The sequence below is a fragment of the Roseibium sp. SCP15 genome (genome assembly GCF_040329435.1).
GTDB lineage: Bacteria > Pseudomonadota > Alphaproteobacteria > Rhizobiales > Stappiaceae > Roseibium.
In genome coordinates this window covers 308,079-328,755 of sequence record NZ_JBDZYI010000001.1, presented here as the reverse complement: position 1 = coordinate 328,755, position 20,677 = coordinate 308,079, and the positions used below count along the sequence as shown (strand labels likewise).

General features: G+C 56.1%; 13 protein-coding genes. 8 read left to right on the top strand and 5 right to left on the bottom strand.

Annotated features, from left to right (window positions below; genetic code table 11):
- Nucleotides 1-49 precede the first annotated feature (49 nt).
- Together ABLO27_RS01485 and ABLO27_RS01480 are read left to right on the top strand one after the other, a co-directional pair.
- Nucleotides 50-2,665 (top strand): TRAP transporter permease, encoded by a 2,616-nt coding sequence (locus ABLO27_RS01485; RefSeq protein ID WP_353030013.1) that lies wholly within the window; start codon nucleotides 50-52, stop codon nucleotides 2,663-2,665.
- 14 nt (nucleotides 2,666-2,679) lie between these two features.
- Nucleotides 2,680-3,108 carry a universal stress protein gene (locus ABLO27_RS01480; protein WP_353030012.1) on the top strand — a complete coding sequence of 143 codons (429 nt, stop codon included), beginning with the start codon at nucleotides 2,680-2,682 and terminating at the stop codon, nucleotides 3,106-3,108.
- Between the two features lie 19 nt (nucleotides 3,109-3,127).
- On the opposite strand, the gene ABLO27_RS01475 is transcribed toward ABLO27_RS01480, so the two are convergent.
- Nucleotides 3,128-4,021, bottom strand: coding sequence for a LysR family transcriptional regulator (locus tag ABLO27_RS01475; RefSeq protein ID WP_353030011.1), 894 nt, complete (start codon nucleotides 4,019-4,021; stop codon nucleotides 3,128-3,130).
- 96 nt (nucleotides 4,022-4,117) lie between these two features.
- On the opposite strand from ABLO27_RS01475, the gene ABLO27_RS01470 reads away from it, so the two are divergent.
- The gene (locus ABLO27_RS01470) at nucleotides 4,118-5,377 is read left to right on the top strand and encodes a M24 family metallopeptidase (RefSeq protein ID WP_353030010.1); all 1,260 of its coding nucleotides are present in this window, start codon (nucleotides 4,118-4,120) and stop codon (nucleotides 5,375-5,377) included.
- Nucleotides 5,378-5,443: 66 nt separating this feature from the next.
- Here ABLO27_RS01470 and ABLO27_RS01465 read toward each other — a convergent pair whose 3' ends face one another.
- Together ABLO27_RS01465 and ABLO27_RS01460 are read right to left on the bottom strand one after the other, a co-directional pair.
- Nucleotides 5,444-6,028 (bottom strand): hypothetical protein, encoded by a 585-nt coding sequence (locus ABLO27_RS01465; RefSeq protein ID WP_417714747.1) that lies wholly within the window; start codon nucleotides 6,026-6,028, stop codon nucleotides 5,444-5,446.
- A 78-nt stretch (nucleotides 6,029-6,106) separates the two neighbouring features.
- Nucleotides 6,107-7,507: a selenium-binding protein SBP56-related protein gene (locus ABLO27_RS01460; RefSeq protein ID WP_353030008.1), complete on the bottom strand. Its 1,401-nt coding sequence runs from the start codon at nucleotides 7,505-7,507 to the stop codon at nucleotides 6,107-6,109.
- A 443-nt stretch (nucleotides 7,508-7,950) separates the two neighbouring features.
- Between ABLO27_RS01460 and yghU the strand changes: the two genes are divergently transcribed.
- From yghU to ABLO27_RS01435, 5 genes are all read left to right on the top strand, one after another.
- The gene (gene yghU, locus ABLO27_RS01455) at nucleotides 7,951-8,823 is read left to right on the top strand and encodes a glutathione-dependent disulfide-bond oxidoreductase (protein ID WP_353030007.1); all 873 of its coding nucleotides are present in this window, start codon (nucleotides 7,951-7,953) and stop codon (nucleotides 8,821-8,823) included.
- Nucleotides 8,824-9,083: 260 nt separating this feature from the next.
- Nucleotides 9,084-10,352 carry an MFS transporter gene (locus ABLO27_RS01450; RefSeq protein ID WP_353030006.1) on the top strand — a complete coding sequence of 423 codons (1,269 nt, stop codon included), beginning with the start codon at nucleotides 9,084-9,086 and terminating at the stop codon, nucleotides 10,350-10,352.
- Nucleotides 10,353-10,781: 429 nt separating this feature from the next.
- Nucleotides 10,782-12,365 carry a Re/Si-specific NAD(P)(+) transhydrogenase subunit alpha gene (locus tag ABLO27_RS01445; RefSeq protein ID WP_353030005.1) on the top strand — a complete coding sequence of 528 codons (1,584 nt, stop codon included), beginning with the start codon at nucleotides 10,782-10,784 and terminating at the stop codon, nucleotides 12,363-12,365.
- A gap of 13 nt (nucleotides 12,366-12,378) precedes the next feature.
- Complete coding sequence (locus ABLO27_RS01440) at nucleotides 12,379-13,812, top strand: NAD(P)(+) transhydrogenase (Re/Si-specific) subunit beta (protein WP_353030004.1); 1,434 nt, start codon at nucleotides 12,379-12,381, stop codon at nucleotides 13,810-13,812.
- A 158-nt stretch (nucleotides 13,813-13,970) separates the two neighbouring features.
- Nucleotides 13,971-14,624, top strand: coding sequence for an NADPH-dependent FMN reductase (locus ABLO27_RS01435; protein ID WP_353030003.1), 654 nt, complete (start codon nucleotides 13,971-13,973; stop codon nucleotides 14,622-14,624).
- A gap of 112 nt (nucleotides 14,625-14,736) precedes the next feature.
- On the opposite strand, the gene ABLO27_RS01430 is transcribed toward ABLO27_RS01435, so the two are convergent.
- Complete coding sequence (locus ABLO27_RS01430; RefSeq protein WP_353030002.1) at nucleotides 14,737-19,170, bottom strand: Ig-like domain-containing protein; 4,434 nt, start codon at nucleotides 19,168-19,170, stop codon at nucleotides 14,737-14,739.
- An 889-nt stretch (nucleotides 19,171-20,059) separates the two neighbouring features.
- Nucleotides 20,060-20,437: a VOC family protein gene (locus tag ABLO27_RS01425; protein ID WP_353030001.1), complete on the bottom strand. Its 378-nt coding sequence runs from the start codon at nucleotides 20,435-20,437 to the stop codon at nucleotides 20,060-20,062.
- Nucleotides 20,438-20,677 lie beyond the last annotated feature (240 nt).

Below are 20,677 nucleotides of genomic sequence, written 5' to 3'. Positions count from 1 at the left end.
CTCCGGGCTGCAGTTCTATTGATTGTTTAAACGTTTGGGCGGGGGCAGCATGACCGACAAGTCGGTGGATACAGAGAATAATGACCTCGAGGATATAGTCGCCGAGGCAGATACCGGAGCCCGCGCACCCAAGGATGCCTTTTCACGCAACGTCCTTTGGTATGTGCCGCTTTTCTGGTCCGTCTATCAGCTCTGGATAGCTTCGCCTCTTCCATACATTCTGGGTGTCGGCGTTCTCAACGACACGCAGACACGCGCGATCCACCTTGGATTTGCCGTGCTTCTGGCCTTCCTGGCCTTCCCCGCATTCAAGAACAGCCCGCGTCACTACATTCCCAAGCTGACATGGCTCGTCGCAATCGCCGCCGCGGCGAGCTGTTCCTATCTATGGTGGGACTATCGGGGCGTTGCCGACCGCACGGGCGTTCCCAACACGATGGACCTCATCATGGCCGGTGTCGGCCTGGTGCTTTTGCTTGAAGCTGCCAGACGGTCCCTCGGCGTTCCGCTGATGGCGGTTTCCATCTTCTTCATGTCCTATGTGTTCTTCGGATCCTGGGACGGATTGCCGGACGTCGTCCGCTGGAAAGGCGCATCGTTCGAAAAGGCCATGAGCCACCTGATGCTGACCACCGAGGGTGTTTACGGTGTGGCGCTCGGCGTGTCCTCGGGCTTTGTGTTCCTGTTCGTTCTGTTTGGCGCTCTGCTCAACCAGGCAGGTGCAGGCAACTACTTCCTTCAGCTCGCCTTTGCAGCTTTGGGTCACCTGCGCGGTGGTCCGGCAAAGGCTGCTGTTATCGCCTCTGCCGCGACGGGCCTGATCTCGGGCTCCTCGATCGCCAACGTGGTGACGACCGGTACCTTTACCATTCCGCTGATGAAGAAGGTCGGTTTCTCGCCAACCAAGGCGGGCGCGATTGAAGTGTCGTCTTCCATCAACGGCGTGCTGACCCCACCGGTGATGGGGGCCGTGGCCTTCCTGATGACCGAGTATGTCGGCATCTCATATGTGGAAGTGGTCAAGACAGCCATTATTCCGGCCGCGATTTCCTATATCGCCCTCGTCTACATCGTGCACCTGGAAGCCCTGAAAAGCGGCATGAAGGGCACGTCAACCATGAACAACGTCACCTTCCTGCTGGGCGCGATCTTCATCATCGCCATCTGCATCATCATCGGTGGCGGCACATTGTTCCTGCTCGGCGTCATCGTGGACACGTTCGAGAGCGCCTTTGGAGCCGCATCGACGCCCATACTCATAGTCCTGCTTGGCATCGCCTACATTGCAGCGGTCTGGTACGCGTCGAAGGGACCGGATCTGAAGACCGATCTTGAGACCATGCAGCACCTGCCCCCCGTCGGCGTCATCTTCAAGACCGGCGTGCACTACCTGCTGCCGATCCTGCTCCTGATGTACCTCCTGATGATCGAACGGAAGTCTCCGGGTCTGTCGGCCTTCTGGTCCGCGATCTTCATGCTGATCATCCTGATGACGCAGAATTCGCTGAAGGCCTTCTTCCGCGGAGAAGGCGAAGTCGCACGGCACATCAAGGAAGGCTGGGACGATCTGTCCGAAGGGCTGGTCGTAGGTGCCCGCAACATGATCGGCCTGGCGGCAGCAATGGGTGTCGCAGGTATCATCGTCGGTTCGGTGACGCTGACCGGTATCGGTCAGGTGATGGCCGAATTCGTCGAATTCCTGTCCGGCGGCAACCTGCTGGCGATGCTGTTCTTCGTCGCCCTGATTTCGATCATTCTCGGAATGGGTCTGCCAACCACCGCGAACTACATCGTCGTATCGTCGTTGATGGCCGGCGTTGTCGTGGAACTCGGCGCCCAAGCCGGTCTGATTGTACCGCTGGTGGCAGTCCACATGTTCGTCTTCTACTTCGGCATCATGGCGGACGTGACCCCACCTGTCGGGCTTGCCAGTTTCGCAGCCGCGGCAATCTCCAAAGGCGATCCGTTGAAGACAGGCTTCCAGGCCTTCTTCTATTCGATCCGCACGGCACTCCTGCCCTTCCTGTTCATCTTCAACACGGATCTGTTGCTGATTGATGTCGGTCCGGTTCAGGCGATCTTCGTCTTCATTGTCGCCCTGATCGCCATGCTGTTATTCGCGGCGGGCACGATGAACTACTTCCTTGTGAAGTCGAGGCTGTGGGAAAGCGCCGTTCTGCTCCTGGTCGCCTTTACGCTGTTCCGACCAGGGTTCTTCCTGAACATGGTTTATCCGGAATTCGAGACCCGTCCGGCCGAACAAGTCTACCAGATGGCTCAGGAGGCTCCTGACAATGCCAACCTGCAGGTTCGTCTCACTGGCGAAAACCTGGAAGGCAATGCAGTGGATGCCAAGTATCTGCTGCCTCTCGGGCCGAAGGGGCCTGATGGCGAAGCCCGCCTGATGGACAGCGCCGGACTGGCTTTCCGCAACGAGGACGGCAATCTGTTCGTCGACGACCTTGCCTTCGGTGGCTCAGCTGAAAACCTTGGCATTGATTTCGATTGGGAACTGAAGGAACTCGAAGTGCCAGCCGAACGGCCGCGCAAGGAGCTGTTCTATATCCCGGCCCTTCTGCTGCTCGGCATTATTGTTTTGCTGCAGCGGCGGCGTCTCTACGCCAATCCATCGGAAACCTCTGATCCGGCATCGGCAACGGCGTAACGGGAGACAACAAGATGAAAAAGAACGTTCTTGCGGCTGTCGATCTGACACATCTGGAAGACCAGAAGCATATTCTGGAGGAAGCCAAGCGCTTCGTTGACCTGGATGGCGGCACGCTCAATGTCATGACGGTGATGCCACCGCTCGGCGGCGGCTGGGTGTCCACCTGGTTCAAGGATGATGCTGAGGAAAACATGCTGAAGGAGGCCGACAAGGCTCTTCATGCATTTGTCACCAGCACCCTGGGACCAGAGACGAAGGCACGCCACATTGTCGGTCACGGCACCGTCTATGAGGAAATTCTGGAGATGGCGGACCGCCTGTCGATCGACCTCATCGTGATGGGGGCACACCGGCCGGAACTGCGGGACTATCTTTTGGGTCCAAATGCGGCCCGGGTCGCCCGCCATTCCAAATGCTCGGTCTATATCGTGCGCGAATAATACTTCCGCCAGGATCCATTCAGGCAGGCTCGCTGCCGGTCAACGCAAGTGTCAACCGCTCGGCCTCCCGGCTGAGCGGTTTTTCTTTTGGCCAAGCAAGATAGTATCCAAGGCCGGTCGCCAGGGTTCCCGTTTCCAGTGGAACCAGTTGACCGGATGCAATCTCTTCCTTGAGGAGCGGCAGCGCCCCGAGCGCAAGCCCCTGCCCTTTCATGGCTCTTCCAATCGTCTGATTGTAACTTGCACAGCGAATTCTCGGGCACTCCAGAAAACCGGTCTCGCCGGTACGCTCTACCCAGCCTGTCCAGTCGATCCAGTTCGGCGCAAGTCGGGAATAGTCGAGCAAAGGCGGCCCCTGTTCCAGCGCCATGTTTCGTGCTGAGGCAATCACGTCAGGATGACCCACAGGGACCGTTATTTCCTGAAACAGCAATTCGGTTCTGAAACCCGGAAACTTGCCATCGCCATGCACCAGGACAAGATCGTGTTCGGGGCGAAGCAAGTCACCCAATTCATCGCTTGTTATCAGGTTGAATGGGCACGCGTCTTCCGAGAGCGCAAACTCCCTCAGTTTCGGCTGTAACCAGAAGGCTGCGAGAGCCGAAACAGAGGCTATTCGAACGACAGGATGGTCCGGCACCTTGAGCGCACCCAGCGCCTGATCAAGATAGTCGAGTGTCATTCCTGTCTTCTCATAGAGGCTACGCCCGGCATCCGTCGGCACCAGCCTGCGTCCGGATCGCTCGAACAGGCCGATGCCCAGCCAGTCTTCCAGCTGCCGGATCCGTTTGCTGACCGCGGCCTGCGTGACCATCAGTTCATCCGCGGCTTCCGTGAAGTTCAGGTGCCGCATTGCTGCTTCGAAGAAGACAAGCGTGTCCAGCGGCGGCAATGTCTTGCGATAGCCTTGCATAACGACAAGTTATCAATTGCAGGGAAAATTTGTACACTTTTCTGCCCTGCCTTCCCGATTGATATTACTAACTGGAAGATCAGGGAGAGATGTATCATGGCCGAACTGGACTGGCACGCAGAGCGCAGCGACCTTGAGGGCCTTGCGCAACTGGACAGAGTGCCGGAGAGCGAATCCATCGACCTGATGGCGGTTCGTGCCTATCGCCAATCCCGGGTCCGCGAGAAAATGGCCGAATTCGGCGTCGATGCAATCATCCTTTCCGACCCGGTCAACATCCGCTACGCCACCGGCACACGAAACATGCAGGTCTTTTCCATGCGCAACGCCCCGTCGCGCTACCTGCTGATGACGCAGAACCGCTCCATTCTCTTCGAATTCACAGGTTGCCTCCATCTTGGCGAAGGGTTTGAGACGGTCGATGAGGTCCGGCCAGCAACAACAGCCAGCTTTGTCGCTGCGGGGCCTCACATCGCGGAGCGCGAGCGCAAATGGGCGGCAGAGATGACGGCAACCATCCTCGAGTTGACCGGCGATAAAAACGCCACTGTCGGCCTGGAACGGCTCAATGCCGGAACGGCGATCGCCCTTAAGGACGCAGGTCTTCGCATCGTTGATGCCCAACAGCCGATTGAAATGGCCCGTGCCATCAAGTCGGAGGAAGAGATGAAATGCGTGCTCGCTTCCTTACGCGCCACAGAGATCGGCGTGGCAAAGCTGCGCAAGGCAATCCGGCCCGGTATGAGCGAAGCAGAACTTTGGTCTGTGCTGCACAAATCCATCATTGAACAGAACGGAGATTACGTCGAAACACGGTTACTGAGTGCCGGGGAGCGAACCAATCCCTGGTTTCAGGAAACCTCTGGCAGTCTCATCGGCGAAAACGAACTGATCGCGCTCGATACGGATGTCGTCGGCTGCCATGGATACTATGCGGATTTTTCGCGAACCTTTCATTCGGGGCCCGGTGCGCCCTCGGAGGAGCAACGCGACCTCTACAAGATTGCTTATGAGCAGGTTCACCACAACATGAGCATCCTTCACCCCGGCCTCACCTTTCGCGACTACGCCGACAGGGCCTGGGACATTCCGGAGAAATACTATGCCAATCGGTACTATCTGTCTGCGCATGGCTGCGGGATGACAGGTGAATATCCCTATCTTTACCACCATGGGGATTTCCCGGATGCAGGTTACGACGGTGTCATTGAGCCGGGCATGACGCTTTGTGTGGAGAGTTACATCGGTGAAGAAGGCGGCAAGGAAGGTGTCAAGCTGGAACAACAGGTTCTGATTACGGAAACCGGGATCGAGATCCTGTCGCAATTCCCTTTCGAAGCCGAGCTGCTGCGCTAACAAGTGCACGCTCCCGACATCTCAGCAGTCACATGCGCGACAAAGAAAGAAATGGCCTTCGAATGCTCAACCGGCGTGAGACAACCAGAGTGCAAAGACCCCTACGAGGATGAGACTGACAGCCCAGACCTTATCCAGATTGAACCAGGCCTTCTGAAGGAAGCGCAGTCCCAGCCAGTAGTAGACTCCAAATGCGAGGGCGCTTCCCGCCACTGCCATGGCCAGAGTGTGGACCGCCGCCACCAGCAAGGCCATTCGAACGTCCGCGGCCATGAGCGAACCTGCCGCCTTGTGCCCCGGACTGCTGAGCGTTGCGCAAATTCCGAGGAAAATCGGAACCAGCATCAATCCCGCGCCGTGTGCAAATGCCACCAGGAACGACCAGGCGCCGAGTTTGGCGGGCGAAATTCTTGCCAGGAATCTGGGATGCCGATTGGACACCAGCAGATAAACGCCCATACCGATCACCAATATGGCCGCAATAATCCTGATTTCCCGCTCCAGACTGACAAGGGCGATCATCGCGGAAAACGGAAGCAGAATGACAAGCATGGCTATCAGGTGGCCTGCCGCCAAAGATATCAAGGCACGGGGCAGCGCCATTGTACGCTGCTCCATCAGAGCAGCTGATACAGCGAGCGGCCACCCCATGCCGGGATTGAGACCGTGATACAGACCGGATCCAATGACGGCCCACCAAAGGGCCGCCAGGCTGAAGTTTTCCAATGGTCAGACCGACGGATAGCAGAAACTGTCGGTGGAACAATCGCCGCCTTCCAGCCGGATCTGGTGTGAGCGATACCCTTTGGGAAATTCCACCCAGAAGTCCTTGTCGAGGGTTAGGCCGCCTTTTGGGTCGGCTCTCGCCATGACCATCGCAGCGCCTCTGTCACCCGGATAGAACTGGTCGTCCCAGGTCGAATACAGGGAATTGGTCCAGTACACCCGCTTTCCGTCACGGCTGATCTCGACCATCTGCGGACCGTAGCCGAACTCCTTGCCGTTCGGATGCCTGGTTTTCTTGACGATGCCGCCGATCTCGACCTTGCCGGTCAGCGTCGGCTTCAACGGGTCGGACACGTCATATTGATGCATTTCACCCGTCCCCCAGCAGGAGACATAAAGAAACTTGTCATCCAGGCTGAGATCGATATCCGTCACCAAGGGCGGCACGGCGGAAAATCCTTTCAGCATTTCAGGCAAGTCGTCCGGATCTGCCGGTTGCGGGTCGATCGTGATGGTCTTCCTGGCTTCGAACGTGCCGTCATCCTTGCGCCACCAGGTGAAAATCGAACCCTGCAGGTTGGTCGTATCGACCACAACACCGCAAAACCCGTGTTGCTTGGCAGGGTCGTGCGCCGGCCGTATCTCCAGTGCCATCTGGTGGTTTTCGCCCAGATCTATGGTCTGGACATTCTTGCGTGCCCGCAAATCCCAGAAATGCAGTTTGTGTCCGTATTTGTTGGACAGGAGATCTTCAGGAACAAGCCCGTTTTCGAACTGTGGTGGCACGGCCCATTCGGACGAGATCATGTAGTCCCGAGGCAGGTTCCACCAGAAATCGTAGTGCTTGTCCTGAATGCCCCGATCCATCTCGTAGCGACCCAGGACTTCGAAGGTTTGACAGTCCATCACAAAGATACCCGGAGGACCGTCGGTTCCATCTTTTCCGCCGCCTCCCAGCGTGGAGACGTAGATGCCCTCAGGACCGCAATGGATTGTGTGAGGTCGGGAATAACCCGTTTTTTCAAACACTTCTTCAGGTTCGATGATCTTGTGAATCACCGCGTTCAATGGATCTTTCACATCCACTACGTAAATGCGGGAAGATCGAATGCCCGGGATGATGAGATAGCGGCGCTCAAGAAAGGCATGACCTGCCAGGGGCGACAATGCCGAAGAACAGGCATTCCAGCCAAAGTGGTGAAACTCATCCCCTTTGTTCGGCATCATGACCGTGTGAACAATTTTGCCGTAGTCTGCACTTTCTGCGTCAACATTCACCACGGCCAACCCGTCGGGCTGGCTGAAGTCCGGACTTAGCAAGAGAGTGAAGGCCAGTTTCTCAACCGGTGCGGCCATCGCCAGTCGCGCGGTGGGGTAAAAACTCGGGTCAGGTCTCAGATTCATGACGTCCTCCATAACTATCGACAATTATCAGGACGGGGGCAGGCTGATTTTCTGGTTGTTGTGTCGCTCCCTCGAAAAGCCTCCGGAAACGAACTTCAATGTCGCGTGGATAAGGTCAGGCCATTTGGATATGGTCGCCGAGCGTGTCGTCAGAGGCCTTCAGACCTTTAGGATGCCTGATTGATTGCGCAGGGTCGAGGGTAAATAGGCTGAGAAGCCGGCGCGCATTGTACGATTTACCGAGACTTTTCATGGCCTGCGGGCGATTTTGCCACCGCGTTTCCCTCCGCGACCCGACAAAAGTGCAAAACGAAATGGCTTGGGCTCTAGGCAAACCCGAACCAGCTCCCTATTTAATCGTAACATTGCGATGATTTCCCGTGCCGTGTTCGGCAAATCCCGCGACCTGTTATCTATCTGTCCTGTTCTGGAGAAGCTTCCGCATGAGCGACACCTCATCCTACACCCCGCCGAAAGTCTGGACCTGGGAACAACCGAGTGGTGGCCAGTTCGCCAACATCAACCGCCCGGTTTCCGGCTCCACGCACGAGAAAGACCTGCCGGTCGGCGAGCACCCGCTGCAACTCTATTCGCTGGCCACGCCGAACGGGGTCAAGGTCACAGTGATGCTGGAAGAGCTCCTGGCGCTCGGATACAAGGATGCTGAGTACAACGCCTGGCTCATTCGCATCAACGAAGGTGATCAGTTCTCCAGCGGCTTTGTCGGAGCCAACCCGAACTCGAAGATCCCTGCTCTGGTCGACCGCAGCACGGAAACGCCTACACGCGTGTTCGAGTCCGGTTCGATCCTTCTTTATCTGGCCGAGAAGTTCGGTGAATTTCTGCCGAAAGATCCGGCAGCACGGACAGAAGCGCTGAACTGGCTTTTCTGGCAGATGGGTTCAGCACCGTATCTCGGCGGTGGATTTGGTCACTTCTATGCCTACGCGCCCGAGAAGTTCCAGTACCCGATCGACCGCTTCGCCATGGAAACCAAGCGCCAGCTGCACGTCCTTGAAGAAACGCTGGCCGATCGCTCCTTCATTGCCGGCGACGACTATACAATTGCCGATATGGCCATCTTCCCGTGGTATGGCGGTCTTGTTCTTGGACGTCTTTATGATGCCGCCGAGTTCCTTTCGGTAGACGAATACAAGAATGTCAAAGCCTGGGCTGAGAAGATCGATGCCCGCCCTGCCGTCGAACGTGGCCGCAAGGTCAACAAGGTCTGGGGTGAGGAAGAAGACCAGGTGGCAGAGCGCCACGACGCTGCCGATCTGGAACCCAGGCAGGCTGTCGGAACCGCCGCCGAGTAATGCTTTCTATCTGACGGCGCCTGCTTGACCGGGCGCCGTCATGTCCTGTGGTTTACAGATTGTTCGCCAGCCATGTGGGTGCCCTTGCAATCCCGCGTCCACGAAAACTGAATTCTGGTAGTGAGGCCTGTGGTCATCTGCTGCAATCAGACATGGTCTCGCACGGCTGATCCGTTCAATCGGACACGGCAAAACCCTCCCTTGCACAAATTCACAATCCCTATGTAAAGTTGCTTTTTGGCAACAGGGAGCTGTGCAAAATGGCTGACAGGTTTCGCTGGACTGTCGTGTTCTTGTTGTTTGCGGTCACGATCATCAACTACATCGACCGCTCGTCGATCGCCTTCGCAGCTCACCTGATCCAATCGGAATTCGATCTCAGCTCAACCAGATTGGGTCTGGTCATGGGCGCATTCGGGATCGGCTACATTATCAGCACCCTGTTCGGCGGCATTGGCGTCGACCGCTTCGGATCCAAATTCGTCCTCGCCTCAACACTGGCACTCTGGTCATTTGCAATCGGCTGGACCGGCGCGGCGACGGGTTTTGTCATGCTTTATGTCGCCCGCACGGTTTTGGGGCTGGCAGAGGGACCGAGTTTTCCAATCATGGAAGCCACAATCACAAAGTGGCTCCCACCTGAGGAACGCGCAACGGCATTGAGCGGCGCACTTGTGGCGGTTCCCGTTGCGCTGGCGATCGGGTCCCCGCTCGTGTCAATCTTGATCGACGCGTTCGGCTGGCGCGCGATGTTCTTCACACTCTGCGTTCTTGGCCTGCTCTGGCTACCGTTCTGGCTGATTTTCTTTGCCAACACTCCATCCAGGTCAAACAGGATCAGCGAGCAGGAACAGGCCTTTATCGAAGCGAAGCAAAAACAGGCTGGAGAGCATTTCGAACGTCATGTCCCGTCGAGCGACGAATGGCGGCAACTGCTGACAAACCCGACATTGCTGGCGAACTACTGGGCCTATTTTGTTTTTGGCTATTTCATCTTCTTCTTCATGAGCTGGATGCCGGAATTTCTGCGCAAGTCGTATAACCTCGAACTGTCGCAGGTCGGTTACTTCGCATTTCTTCCTTGGGCGCTGGCCGCGGTTCTGCTGCTTCTCTTCGGTCCCTGGTCTGACAGGATCCTGCGCCGGACGAACAGCCTGCGAAAAGCGCGCAGCTTTCAGATTGCCGGCACGCAGCTGTTTGCTGCAATCGCCATTTTTCCCGCGTCCATGATCGACAACCTTTACGTGGCAATGGCGTCGATAACACTTGCCGTTGGCTCGTCGCTCGCAGCCAACGCGGCCTATTATGCGGTCATCACGGATCTCACTCCTCGCAATGCAGGCACCGCCATGGGAATCATGACCATCTGGTTTGCCGCAGCAGGTTTCCTGGCGCCCGTGATTACCGGGTATGCGCTTGACCTTACCGGCTCGTTTCAACCGGCCTTCTGGTTGCTGTCGCTTCTTGCGGCTTCTTCCGTCATCGGTGTTTTCTTTTTTCATCACCCGGACAGACACAAGCAACGGTAGGTGCCGCGTAAGGCGACGCCGACATAATTCACGTAAGAATTCAAAGATTTTTGTTCGAAACGCCGTACCAAATCTCAGAGTGACACTTGACTATAATCAAGGAAAAAATACCAATCTTCTGAGCAGAGAGCGGAACAAGATACTAAAACTATCGCGTTTTTGAGTATTCATGCGTCACATTTCGCATCTGGAAAGACTCCACCTGTGACCACACGCGTTCTTTTAAATTTTTAAATCATGGGACTTTTTGTCCTTGGCCAGAAAATACGCCCAAATGCGGCACAAATACACCTTGCCATCAGTAATTTTTTCGTCTCTATAGTCGCAGCACGTTTGCAAGGTCCGGGCGGAGGGGGTTATTGCAGCCATCCGATCGTGCGGGCTCTCCTATCTTTAGGCCAATTCCTGGTCACCATCTTGGAGCGACATATGCCACAAGCCCTTAAGATCGGCACACCTAAGGAGACCTTCCCAGGGGAAGCCCGCGTGGCCATGACCCCTGAGTCGGCAAAACAGCTGCAGAAGCTCGGCTACAGCTGCATGATTCAGAGCGGCGCCGGTAAAGCTGCGGGTTTCTCGGACGAAGCATATCAGGAAGCCGGTGTTGAGATCGTCAAGACCGCACCGACGCTTTGGAAGAATGCCGATATCATCACCAAGGTCCGTCAGCCCAACGACAAGGAAATGGGCTACCTGACCAAGGGCAAAACGCTGATTTCCTTCTTCAATCCCGGCGGCAACGAAAAAGGCCTGGAAGAAGCGAAGGAAAAAGGCGCCAACGTTATCGCCATGGAAATGGTGCCGCGTATTTCGCGCGCGCAAAAAATGGATGCGCTCAGCTCCATGGCCAACATTGCCGGTTATCGCGCCGTCATTGAGGCGGGCAACAATTTCGGCCGCTTCTTTACCGGTCAGATCACCGCGGCCGGCAAGGTTCCGCCAGCGAAGGTTCTAGTGGTTGGTGCCGGTGTTGCCGGTCTTGCCGCCATTGGCACCTCGACCTCTCTCGGCGCGGTTACCTACGCCTTCGACGTTCGTCCAGAAGTGGCCGAACAGGTCGAATCCATGGGTGCCGAGTTCGTCTACCTGGACTTCAAGGAAGAGCAACAGGACGGAGCCGCAACCGGTGGCTATGCCAGCGTCTCTTCACCGGAGTTCCGCGAAGCGCAACTGGCGAAGTTCCGCGAGCTCGCGCCGGACATCGATATTGTCATCACGACGGCACTGATCCCGAACCGCCCTGCCCCGAAACTGTGGCTCGAGGACATGGTCAAGTCCATGAAGCCCGGTTCGGTGATCGTTGATCTGGCGGCAGAACGCGGCGGCAACGTTGAAGGAACGGTCGCGGACGAAAAGGTCGTCACCGACAACGGCGTGACAATTATCGGCTACACCGACTTCCCGTCCCGGATGGCAGCCCAGTCTTCCAGCCTCTACGCGACGAACATCCGCCACATGATGACTGACCTGACGCCTGAAAAGGACGGTCAGATCAACCACAACATGGAAGACGACGTCATCCGTGGCTCGACGGTCACCTATGAGGGTGAGATCACCTTCCCGCCACCACCGCCGAAGGTGCAGGCAATCGCCGCCCAGAAGAAGCCTGAAGTCAAGGAACTGACGGCGGAGGAAAAACGCGCCAAGGAAGCGGAAGATTTCAAGAAGGCGACCAAGAACCAGGTCTCCCTTCTGGCCATCGGCACCATCTTGATGATGATTGTCGGCGCTGTTGCACCCGCCAGCTTCATGCAGCATTTCATCGTGTTCGTGCTGGCGGTTTTCGTCGGCTTCCAGGTGATCTGGAACGTCAGCCACTCGCTGCACACACCTTTGATGGCTGTGACCAACGCCATCTCGTCGATCATCATTCTCGGCGCACTGATGCAGGTCGGCTCCGGATCCTTCCTGGTGATCCTGCTTGCAGGCCTTTCAATTTTCATGGCCGGAATCAACATCTTCGGCGGTTTCCTAGTCACCCGGCGCATGCTCGCCATGTTCCAGAAATCCTAAAGGAGGCCGAGCGATGGAATTCGGTTTCACGACTGCCGTCTATGTTGTTGCGGCTGTTTTGTTCATCCTCTCCCTTGGCGGTCTTTCAGGTCAGGAGAGCGCCAAGCGTGCGGTCTGGTATGGCATCGTTGGCATGGGCCTTGCGGTTGCGGCCACATTGATCGGTCCGGGCTCGGGCCTGTGGCTTCTGTCCGTCGTCCTGATCGCAGCCGGCGGCATCATCGGCTACTATGTCGCACAGCGCGTACAGATGACCGAAATGCCACAACTTGTTGCGGCAATGCACTCTCTGGTCGGTCTGGCCGCCGTGTTCGTCGGCTTCAACGCCTATATTGAACTCGTGCGCGTCAACGGCATGAGTGAAGAAGCGCGCCACGCCCTTGAAGGATTTGCGGCCATTCTGGCGCATAAGACTCCGCTGGAGCAGTCAATCCTGCGCGTCGAAGTCTTCCTTGGCGTATTCATCGGTGCAGTAACCTTCACGGGTTCGGTCATTGCCTTCCTGAAACTCGCCGGCAAGGTGACCTCCAAGGCCGAAAAACTGCCTGGTGGCCACATGCTGAACGCAGGTGCTGCTATCCTCAGCTTCATCCTGCTGATCATGTTCCTGAACGGTGCCGGCATCTGGACGCTCATCCTGATGACACTGCTGGCGTTCTTCATCGGTTATCACCTGATCATGGGCATCGGCGGCGCCGATATGCCTGTCGTGGTGTCGATGCTGAACTCCTACTCGGGCTGGGCCGCGGCCGCCATCGGCTTCTCGCTAGGCAACGATCTGTTGATCGTCGTCGGTGCGCTTGTCGGTTCTTCCGGTGCGATCCTGTCCTACATCATGTGTAAGGCCATGAACCGTTCCTTCATCTCCGTTATCCTGGGTGGCTTCGGCAACACGACGGGCCCGGCGATGGAAGTGGACGGCGAACAGGTTGCCATCGATGCAGACGGTGTTGTGGCAGCTCTTGAAGATGCCGACAGCGTCATCATCGTTCCGGGTTACGGCATGGCCGTGGCACAGGCACAGCAGTCGGTCAGCGAACTGACCAAGCGCCTGCGCTCCCAGGGCAAAAACGTGCGCTTTGCGATCCACCCGGTTGCAGGCCGTCTTCCCGGTCACATGAACGTTCTTCTGGCGGAAGCGAAAGTCCCCTATGACATCGTTCTGGAGATGGACGAGATCAACGAGGACTTCCCTGAGACCGACGTTGCAATCGTCATCGGGTCAAACGACATCGTGAACCCCGCAGCGCAGGAAGATCCAAACTCGCCGATCGCCGGCATGCCGGTTCTGGAAGTCTGGAAGTCCAAGCAGGTCTTCGTTTCCAAGCGTGGCCAAGGCACCGGCTATTCCGGCATCGAGAACCCGCTGTTCTACAAGGAAAACACGCGCATGTTCTACGGCGACGCCAAGGCCAGCCTGGACAAGCTGCTGACCCAGATCAACTGATCGGGCCTCATACCGAAGTGACAATGCCATCCCGGGAAACCGGGGTGGCTTTTTTGTTGCCTATGCCTCTTGAGCGCCTTGAAGAGTTGCGGAATGCTTGCAACGCCAATCATGTATAAGCAGCCTGACCTACCCACCAGAATATGGAAGGCCAAGAAATGCGGTTTCTGATCTTTGTCGGCTCGGAAAGAGACAGCACTCCTCCGCGTCCGGCGCGCCTGGGACTGCGTGTTGCGAAGGCCTGTGAAAAACGCCTGACCAAAAGTGAGGTGGAATTCACAACGATAGATCCGCTGCAGATTGAGCTGCCTAGCCCCTTCAAACCGCACTTTTCCTATGCGCGCGGACGAGCTCCGGAGCAGCTTGAAGAACTCGCCGACAAGATCTCCAATGCAGATGGCTATGTGATGGTCAGCCCGGAATACAATCACTCCATGTCGCCGGCGCTCGCCCATCTACTCAATCATTTCGGCAGCTCGCTGTTTTCCTACAAGCCCAGCGCCATCGTCACATACTCGGCCGGTCAATGGGGAGGCGCCAGGGCAGCGGTCAACATGCGGACGTACCTGTCTGAACTCGGATGCCTGCCGGTTTCCGCCATGATCCATGTTCCCAAGGCGCAAGAGGTGTTTACCGAGGACGGTGCGTATGCGAGCGGGGTCGACCAGACCCATTGGGACACTTATCTGGACCGTACAATCAAGCAGCTCATCTGGTGGGGATCAGCCGCCAAGGAGCAGCGACAGACAGGGTCGGCTGAAGCTCCCGAGGCCTTTACGAAAACTCCATCGCAGCGAAATGCTCCAGGCTAGAGTTTTCCAAACCGGTTCAACCGGTTCGGGTCAAAAGAAAGGCGCGGAGAAAGATCTCATTTAGATCCTTCTTCCGCGCCTCAGATGGCCTCAGAGTGTGAGGCTCCCACCGTTAGAAAATCAGCTGCGCCTCATCCAGGATGATGCCGTTGCTGGACGTGATGACCACTTCATCCACCTGATCGAAGATGTTGTCGTTCGCTGAATAGTCGTTTTCCCGACGCCCCCAGGAGGTGAAGCTTTCCGAGCCAACAAGCTGGCCGTCATTGTAGCCTTCCACCGTGATCGTCGACCACCAGCCGGCCCCTGGCGTCAGGACAGCTCCTTCAAAGTCGAAGTCACCACCATCAGCAAGGCTGAACGATATGCTCTGGCCAACGCTTCTGCCGGCAAGGCCACCATCGGAAACACCGGTCGACTGGTTGGTGGCAATCGTGTTTTCAAACACCACACCACTTTCCGTGATGAACGGCTGGCCGTTGGTGCCACCTTCAAAGCCGATGACGTGCAGAGCCGGCTCCACTGGGTCGGTCGGATCCGTCGGGTCAGTCGGTGCAGTACCTGCCCCGTTGATCGTGACAGTGGCCACAGCCGTATCGGTTCCACCTTTGCCATCGGAAACCTGATACTCAAATGTATCCGTTGCCGATTCCCCGTCCAGCAGATCGTCGAAAGCGCCATTCGGGTCATAGACGAAGTTACCGTCTGCGTCGAAGCTTACCCGCGCTCCGGAGCTCAGCTGAACTTCAGAGCCGTTATTGCCTTCCACGGAAACCAATGTCAGCGCATCGCCATCAGTGTCGGTGTCGTTTTGCAGCAGGTTACCTGAGACCTGGTCACCTTCGTTGGTCTCAAAAGCGTCGTCCAGCGCGTTGGGCGTCGTGTTCACATCAGGCTGAACTTCGGTGTTGGTGACGAGTTCGATGTTGTCGATGTAGAAGTCGCGGTTCGCAGTGACAACAATCTCGTCGACACCATCGAATCCTTCGCCGAGCTCGATCTCATAGACCCCGTTACGACGTCGGATGGTCGCATTCACGACATCGACAAGCTCACCGTCATCATAAGCGGCAATTTCCATCTGCACGCGGCCACGTGGCGAGCGGAGCAGCAGGCTGTCAAGGTTGAAGTCACCATCAGTCGCGGTGATTGTGAAGCCGTTGGAGAGCCCCGCCTTGGAACCGTCAACCTGGCTTGTGCTGACAACTTCAATGCCTGAGAAATCCAGCCCCGCCTCACCTGCATAAGCTCCGTTTGGCAGTCCTTCGAAGTCGATGGTGACATTGGTATCTGGCTGGGGATCAGGGTCCGGAGCCGGAGGCGTTACGCCGTCGATGTCGATGGTGACCGTCGCCTCATCGAACCCGCCCTCACCATCGGAGATCCGGTATGTGAAGCTGTCTTCATCCGACTGTCCGTCGTTCAACCCGTCAAAGGCACCATTCGGGTCGTAGTCGAATGTTCCGTCGGCGTTGACCGTCAACAGCGCGCCCGACGGCAGAGTGATCTGCTGACCAACCGCGACATTGGATCCGTTCACTTCCACGATCGTCAATGGATCGTTGTCGGCGTCATTGTCATTGGTGAGCAGGTTGCCGGACACCGTGCCGTCTTCATCGACATTGTAGCTGTCATTGGTCGCAACCGGAGCGGCATTGCCCGAGACGCCGTCAATGTCGATCGTGACCGTTGCCTCGTCGAAACCGCCTTCTCCATCAGAGATCCGATAGGTAAAGCTGTCTTCGTCAGACTGACCGTCATTCAGGCCGTTAAACGCGCCATTCGGGTCGTAATCGAACGTGCCATTTGCATTGACCGTCAGCAGAGCACCGGAAGAAAGTGTGATCTGCTGGCCGACGGCAACGCTGGAACCGTTCACCTGAACGACCGTCAAGGGATCATTGTTGGCATCGCTGTCATTGGTCAGCAGGTTGCCACCGACGGTGCCGTCTTCCGACACGCTGTAACTGTCATTGTTCGCAACCGGCGCCGAGTTATCCGTCGCTCCATTGATATCGATGGTGACGGTCGCCTCATCGAAACCACCCTCTCCGTCGGAAATCCGGTAGGTGAATGTATCCTGATCGGTCTGCCCGTTGTTCAAACCGTCGAAGGCGCCATTCGGGTCATAGTCGAACGTGCCATTGGCGTTGACTGTCAGTAGGGCACCAGAGCCAAGTGAAATCTGCTGGCCGACCGCCACACCGGAACCGTTTACTTGAACGACCGTCAAAGGATCGTTATTGGCATCGCTGTCATTGGTCAGCAAGTTGCCGGAAACCGTGCCGTCTTCCGACACGCTGTAGCTGTCATTTGCCGCGTTGGGCGCTACGTTGTCGGTCACGCCATCGATGTCGATCGTAACGGTCGCGTCGTCGAAACCGCCTTCGCCGTCGGAAATTCGGTAAGTGAAGCTGTCTTCGTCAGACTGACCGTTGTTAAGGCCTTCGAAGGCACCGTTCGGGTCATAGTCGAACGTTCCGTTGGCATTGACTGTCAGCAACGCACCGGAGTTCAGCTGGATTTGCTGACCGACCGCTACGCTGGAACCGTTCACCTGAACAACAGTCAGCGGATCGTTGTTGGCATCACTGTCATTGTTCAACAGATTTCCGGAGACCGTACCGTCTTCCGATACGCTGTAGCTGTCATTGCTTGCCACCGGAGCTGTGTTGCCCGACAGGCTGTCGACAACATCCTGATAGCTGACGGTCTGGTCGCCAAAGCCAAGCCACTCAACCGTGCTCGAGACAAGGTCAACCGCCGCGTTGATGACCTGCAGGAAACTGCCGCTGACCGCGAAGCTGTAATCTGCGAAATCGCCTGCAAAGATCACTGTGTCGGTGCCGGAGCCGCCGTTATAGGTGTCGTCGCCCGCGCTGTCGTGGAAGGTGTCATTGCCACCGTTCCCGGTCAAAACGTTGTCGGCGATGTTGCCATAGAAGATTTCTGAGCCCGACCCACCAATGGCGTTCTCGATGATTGTTCCTTCGGCAATCGTCAGGTTACCGACGCGGCCGCCAATGCTGGAAATCGAGGGAGCCGTGGCAGACCGGTCTGACGGTGCCAGATTGATCACAGTGTTGTTGCTGTACCCGGACAGATCCAGCGTGTCATTGCCGCTGCCATCAACGATCGTATAGGCGGTCTGATCAGCATAAGTCGCAAACTTGGCCCAGATATCACTCACGCTGGAAGAAATGTTGGTATTGAAGCCATAGACCGTGTCGCCGGAAAAGGCGTTGGAGACGCCATATCCCTGGCTGCCGTAAAGGTCATCCAAGGCCATCCAGTCGACAGACATTGGCGTCTGCAGGAATTCGTAGTCCGCATTGATTGTCGAGTTTTCCGACTGGCTGAAATAGGACATCATCGATGCCTGCCAGCTGTCGTTCTCGAACGTCGCGCTGCCCGGGTAAGAGGCTGAACCGTTGTAGTTGCCCTGGTGACCGAGGCCGAGCGCATGGCCGATTTCATGAAGGATAGTCTGCAGCGTGTAATCGTCATAGGACGACGTGCCGCCAGACCAGGAGCTTGCGACGTTGATGTAAGTCGCGCCCAGAGTACCATTGGAATAGTAGTTGAAGTTCGCGTAGGCGCCGGAAGAATTGTCGCTGAAGAAAAAGTCAACGACATCGGCGTTGGTCGACGTGGTTTCAATGAACTGGATACCAAGCGTCGCCGAATAGAGTTTGAAAGCTTCGCGGACAAGATCGGCACGAGCCGAAGACAATCCGTTCCCGTCCGATGAGAAACCGGACACGTTGAAGTAAAGCACACCGTTGTTCGCCCGCGTTCCTGAAGAACCCAGGTTATGCGCAAGTGTCCCGCTGGAGGTGTTGACGCCCCTGTCGCCCCAGTAACCGCTGGTCAGGTAATCCGCCATGTCCCCAAGTTGGGCCGGAGCTGAAACCGTCACACTGCCTGCAGGGGCACTTCCGAATTCGTTTCCTTCGGCACCTTCGTGCTGGCCACCACATCCCGGGCATGAGCAGGTAAAGTGGTGGAGAATGTCGTCTGCATCACCGGCCTTGTCGGGCCAGTCAAATCTTCCCGGAATCCATCCTTCACCGTCATCGGCAACAAACCGGTCAGAACCTTCGGTGTCCCCGTTCGGCCAGAAGATAGGGAATGCAGATGGATCGAAGCCACCAAAACCGCTGTCGGCATCTCCGCCCCAATCAGGGGTTACTCGCTCCAACGCCTCTTCAAACATGGCATCGATTTCGTCCGCAGCATCGAACAACATATCCAGTATGGACTTGGGTCCACTTGCCGGACCATCGCTGTCGTTCACTTGAAGAGGACTGGTTTCGTACTCGTCCCGCGAAACGGAAACTTCAGCATCCAGCGCTTCTTCTGCACCATCATCGCTTCCGTCTGCCGGCAACAGAAAATCGAGCCACGGACTGTCACCCAGACTGTCCAGGAAATTTGCGGATACTGATCTTTCCGAATTCCAGCTGCGTGCAAATTCACCAAGCCGCGTTTGAATATCGGTCAAAATCTCTGAAATTCGACCCTTTTCAAAAACGTCGTCACCCACCGGAATTACATCCGGTGAACGAAGTATAGCCTGGCCAGATACAGTGCTAATGAAATCTGTCGGACGCATTGAGACCCTCACATATTGATGCGCAAGGCCCCTCACAAGCCTGCGCATCCCCCTATTCGCGGACGCCACCCAAAACCGCCGGGACTATGTGATGCGATTTTCCCTACAGTCAATTCCAGTATTAAATTGCATTAAACTTTATTCACAAAATAAAAATCTCCGTTGGATTGCCTCAAAATGATCACATTAGATCACAGATTCGACAATTTACTTGTATAAAATCCAATATTACAATTTTCAACTTAAACACGAAAATACAACACTCGGATGCTTCCACCCAAGGCGTCAAAATTATTTCTACATGACGAGCAACTACCCTGCTGTAAGCACAACACCACAGCGCAACTTTTGATCCTCAAGATCGAAGACTTAATTCACGAAAGACACGTATCGGCTTGTATTATAAGGTAATTATCAGGCAATATCAGCTCAGTCTCTTAACGTTCATTCCAGTAATCGTGACTCAAAATCGAGATTTTGTCATTGTAATATTTTACAGCTTCTTCAGAACGATCGCACACCCGGGCGACCAAGGCAGCCACCACAACCTGATCCTGACTCTCCTCCCTCTGAAACCGCTATGGACCCGCTGGCTGGACTTCCAATCGTTCGTTGCAAGTGGAGTTGCGCAATCGCCAGCCCTGCGTCGAAGGTTTTCCCGGTGTGCAAGATATAAAAGTAATAGGCCGCTCAATTCACTTTCATTACCGAAAGAGGAGAGCTTGCTAATCTTGGCTCTATTTGAAGGACGGTTCTGTCAGTTTGGCTTCAACCACATTAAATGCCGAGCAGGAAACGATCCCTGCCCGGCTGTCCGAAGTCAGACCGCCTCTCCGACATCAATGCGATTTCCGTCGAGGTCTGCAAAAACGAATGCCTTGAGACCGTAGTCATGCACCTTCAAGCGTTTGATGATACGCAATCCGTGCCGTTCGCAGGCCCGGTAAACTTCTTCGGCGTCTGACACCATCATATGAGCAACGTTGAACGCAGGAGCCTTGTAGCCCCTTTGCAGGCTCAGGTGCAGTTCGGCATCATCCTTCTTGAGGATCATGAAGCCGACCGGGTCGCCATTCTCGAAGGTCTTTTCAAAGCCGAAGATCGAGCTGTAAAGCTCGTATGATCTGTGAATATCGGAAACGCCCAATATGGCGGCGACGCGCCCGAGATGTGTTGTGGGTTGGTTTTGTGCAGACATGGCTGTGCCCTCTTGGTCTGGAATGCGAACTGCTGGAGGGTTGGTCGGTGCCTAGCCAACAAGACAAATTTTCGCTGTTCAGGGCGGTGCCTGTCGTCATCGGTACACTCTAAGACGTCTACCTGCAACGACTTCCTTCAAGAACCTAGGGCCTCCAGCACCATTGTCTTTAAGTTGAAGCCCTCCAGATGGTTCCCGATGGACTGCTGTGGTTGCGAACTCACCATGAAAGCACTACAT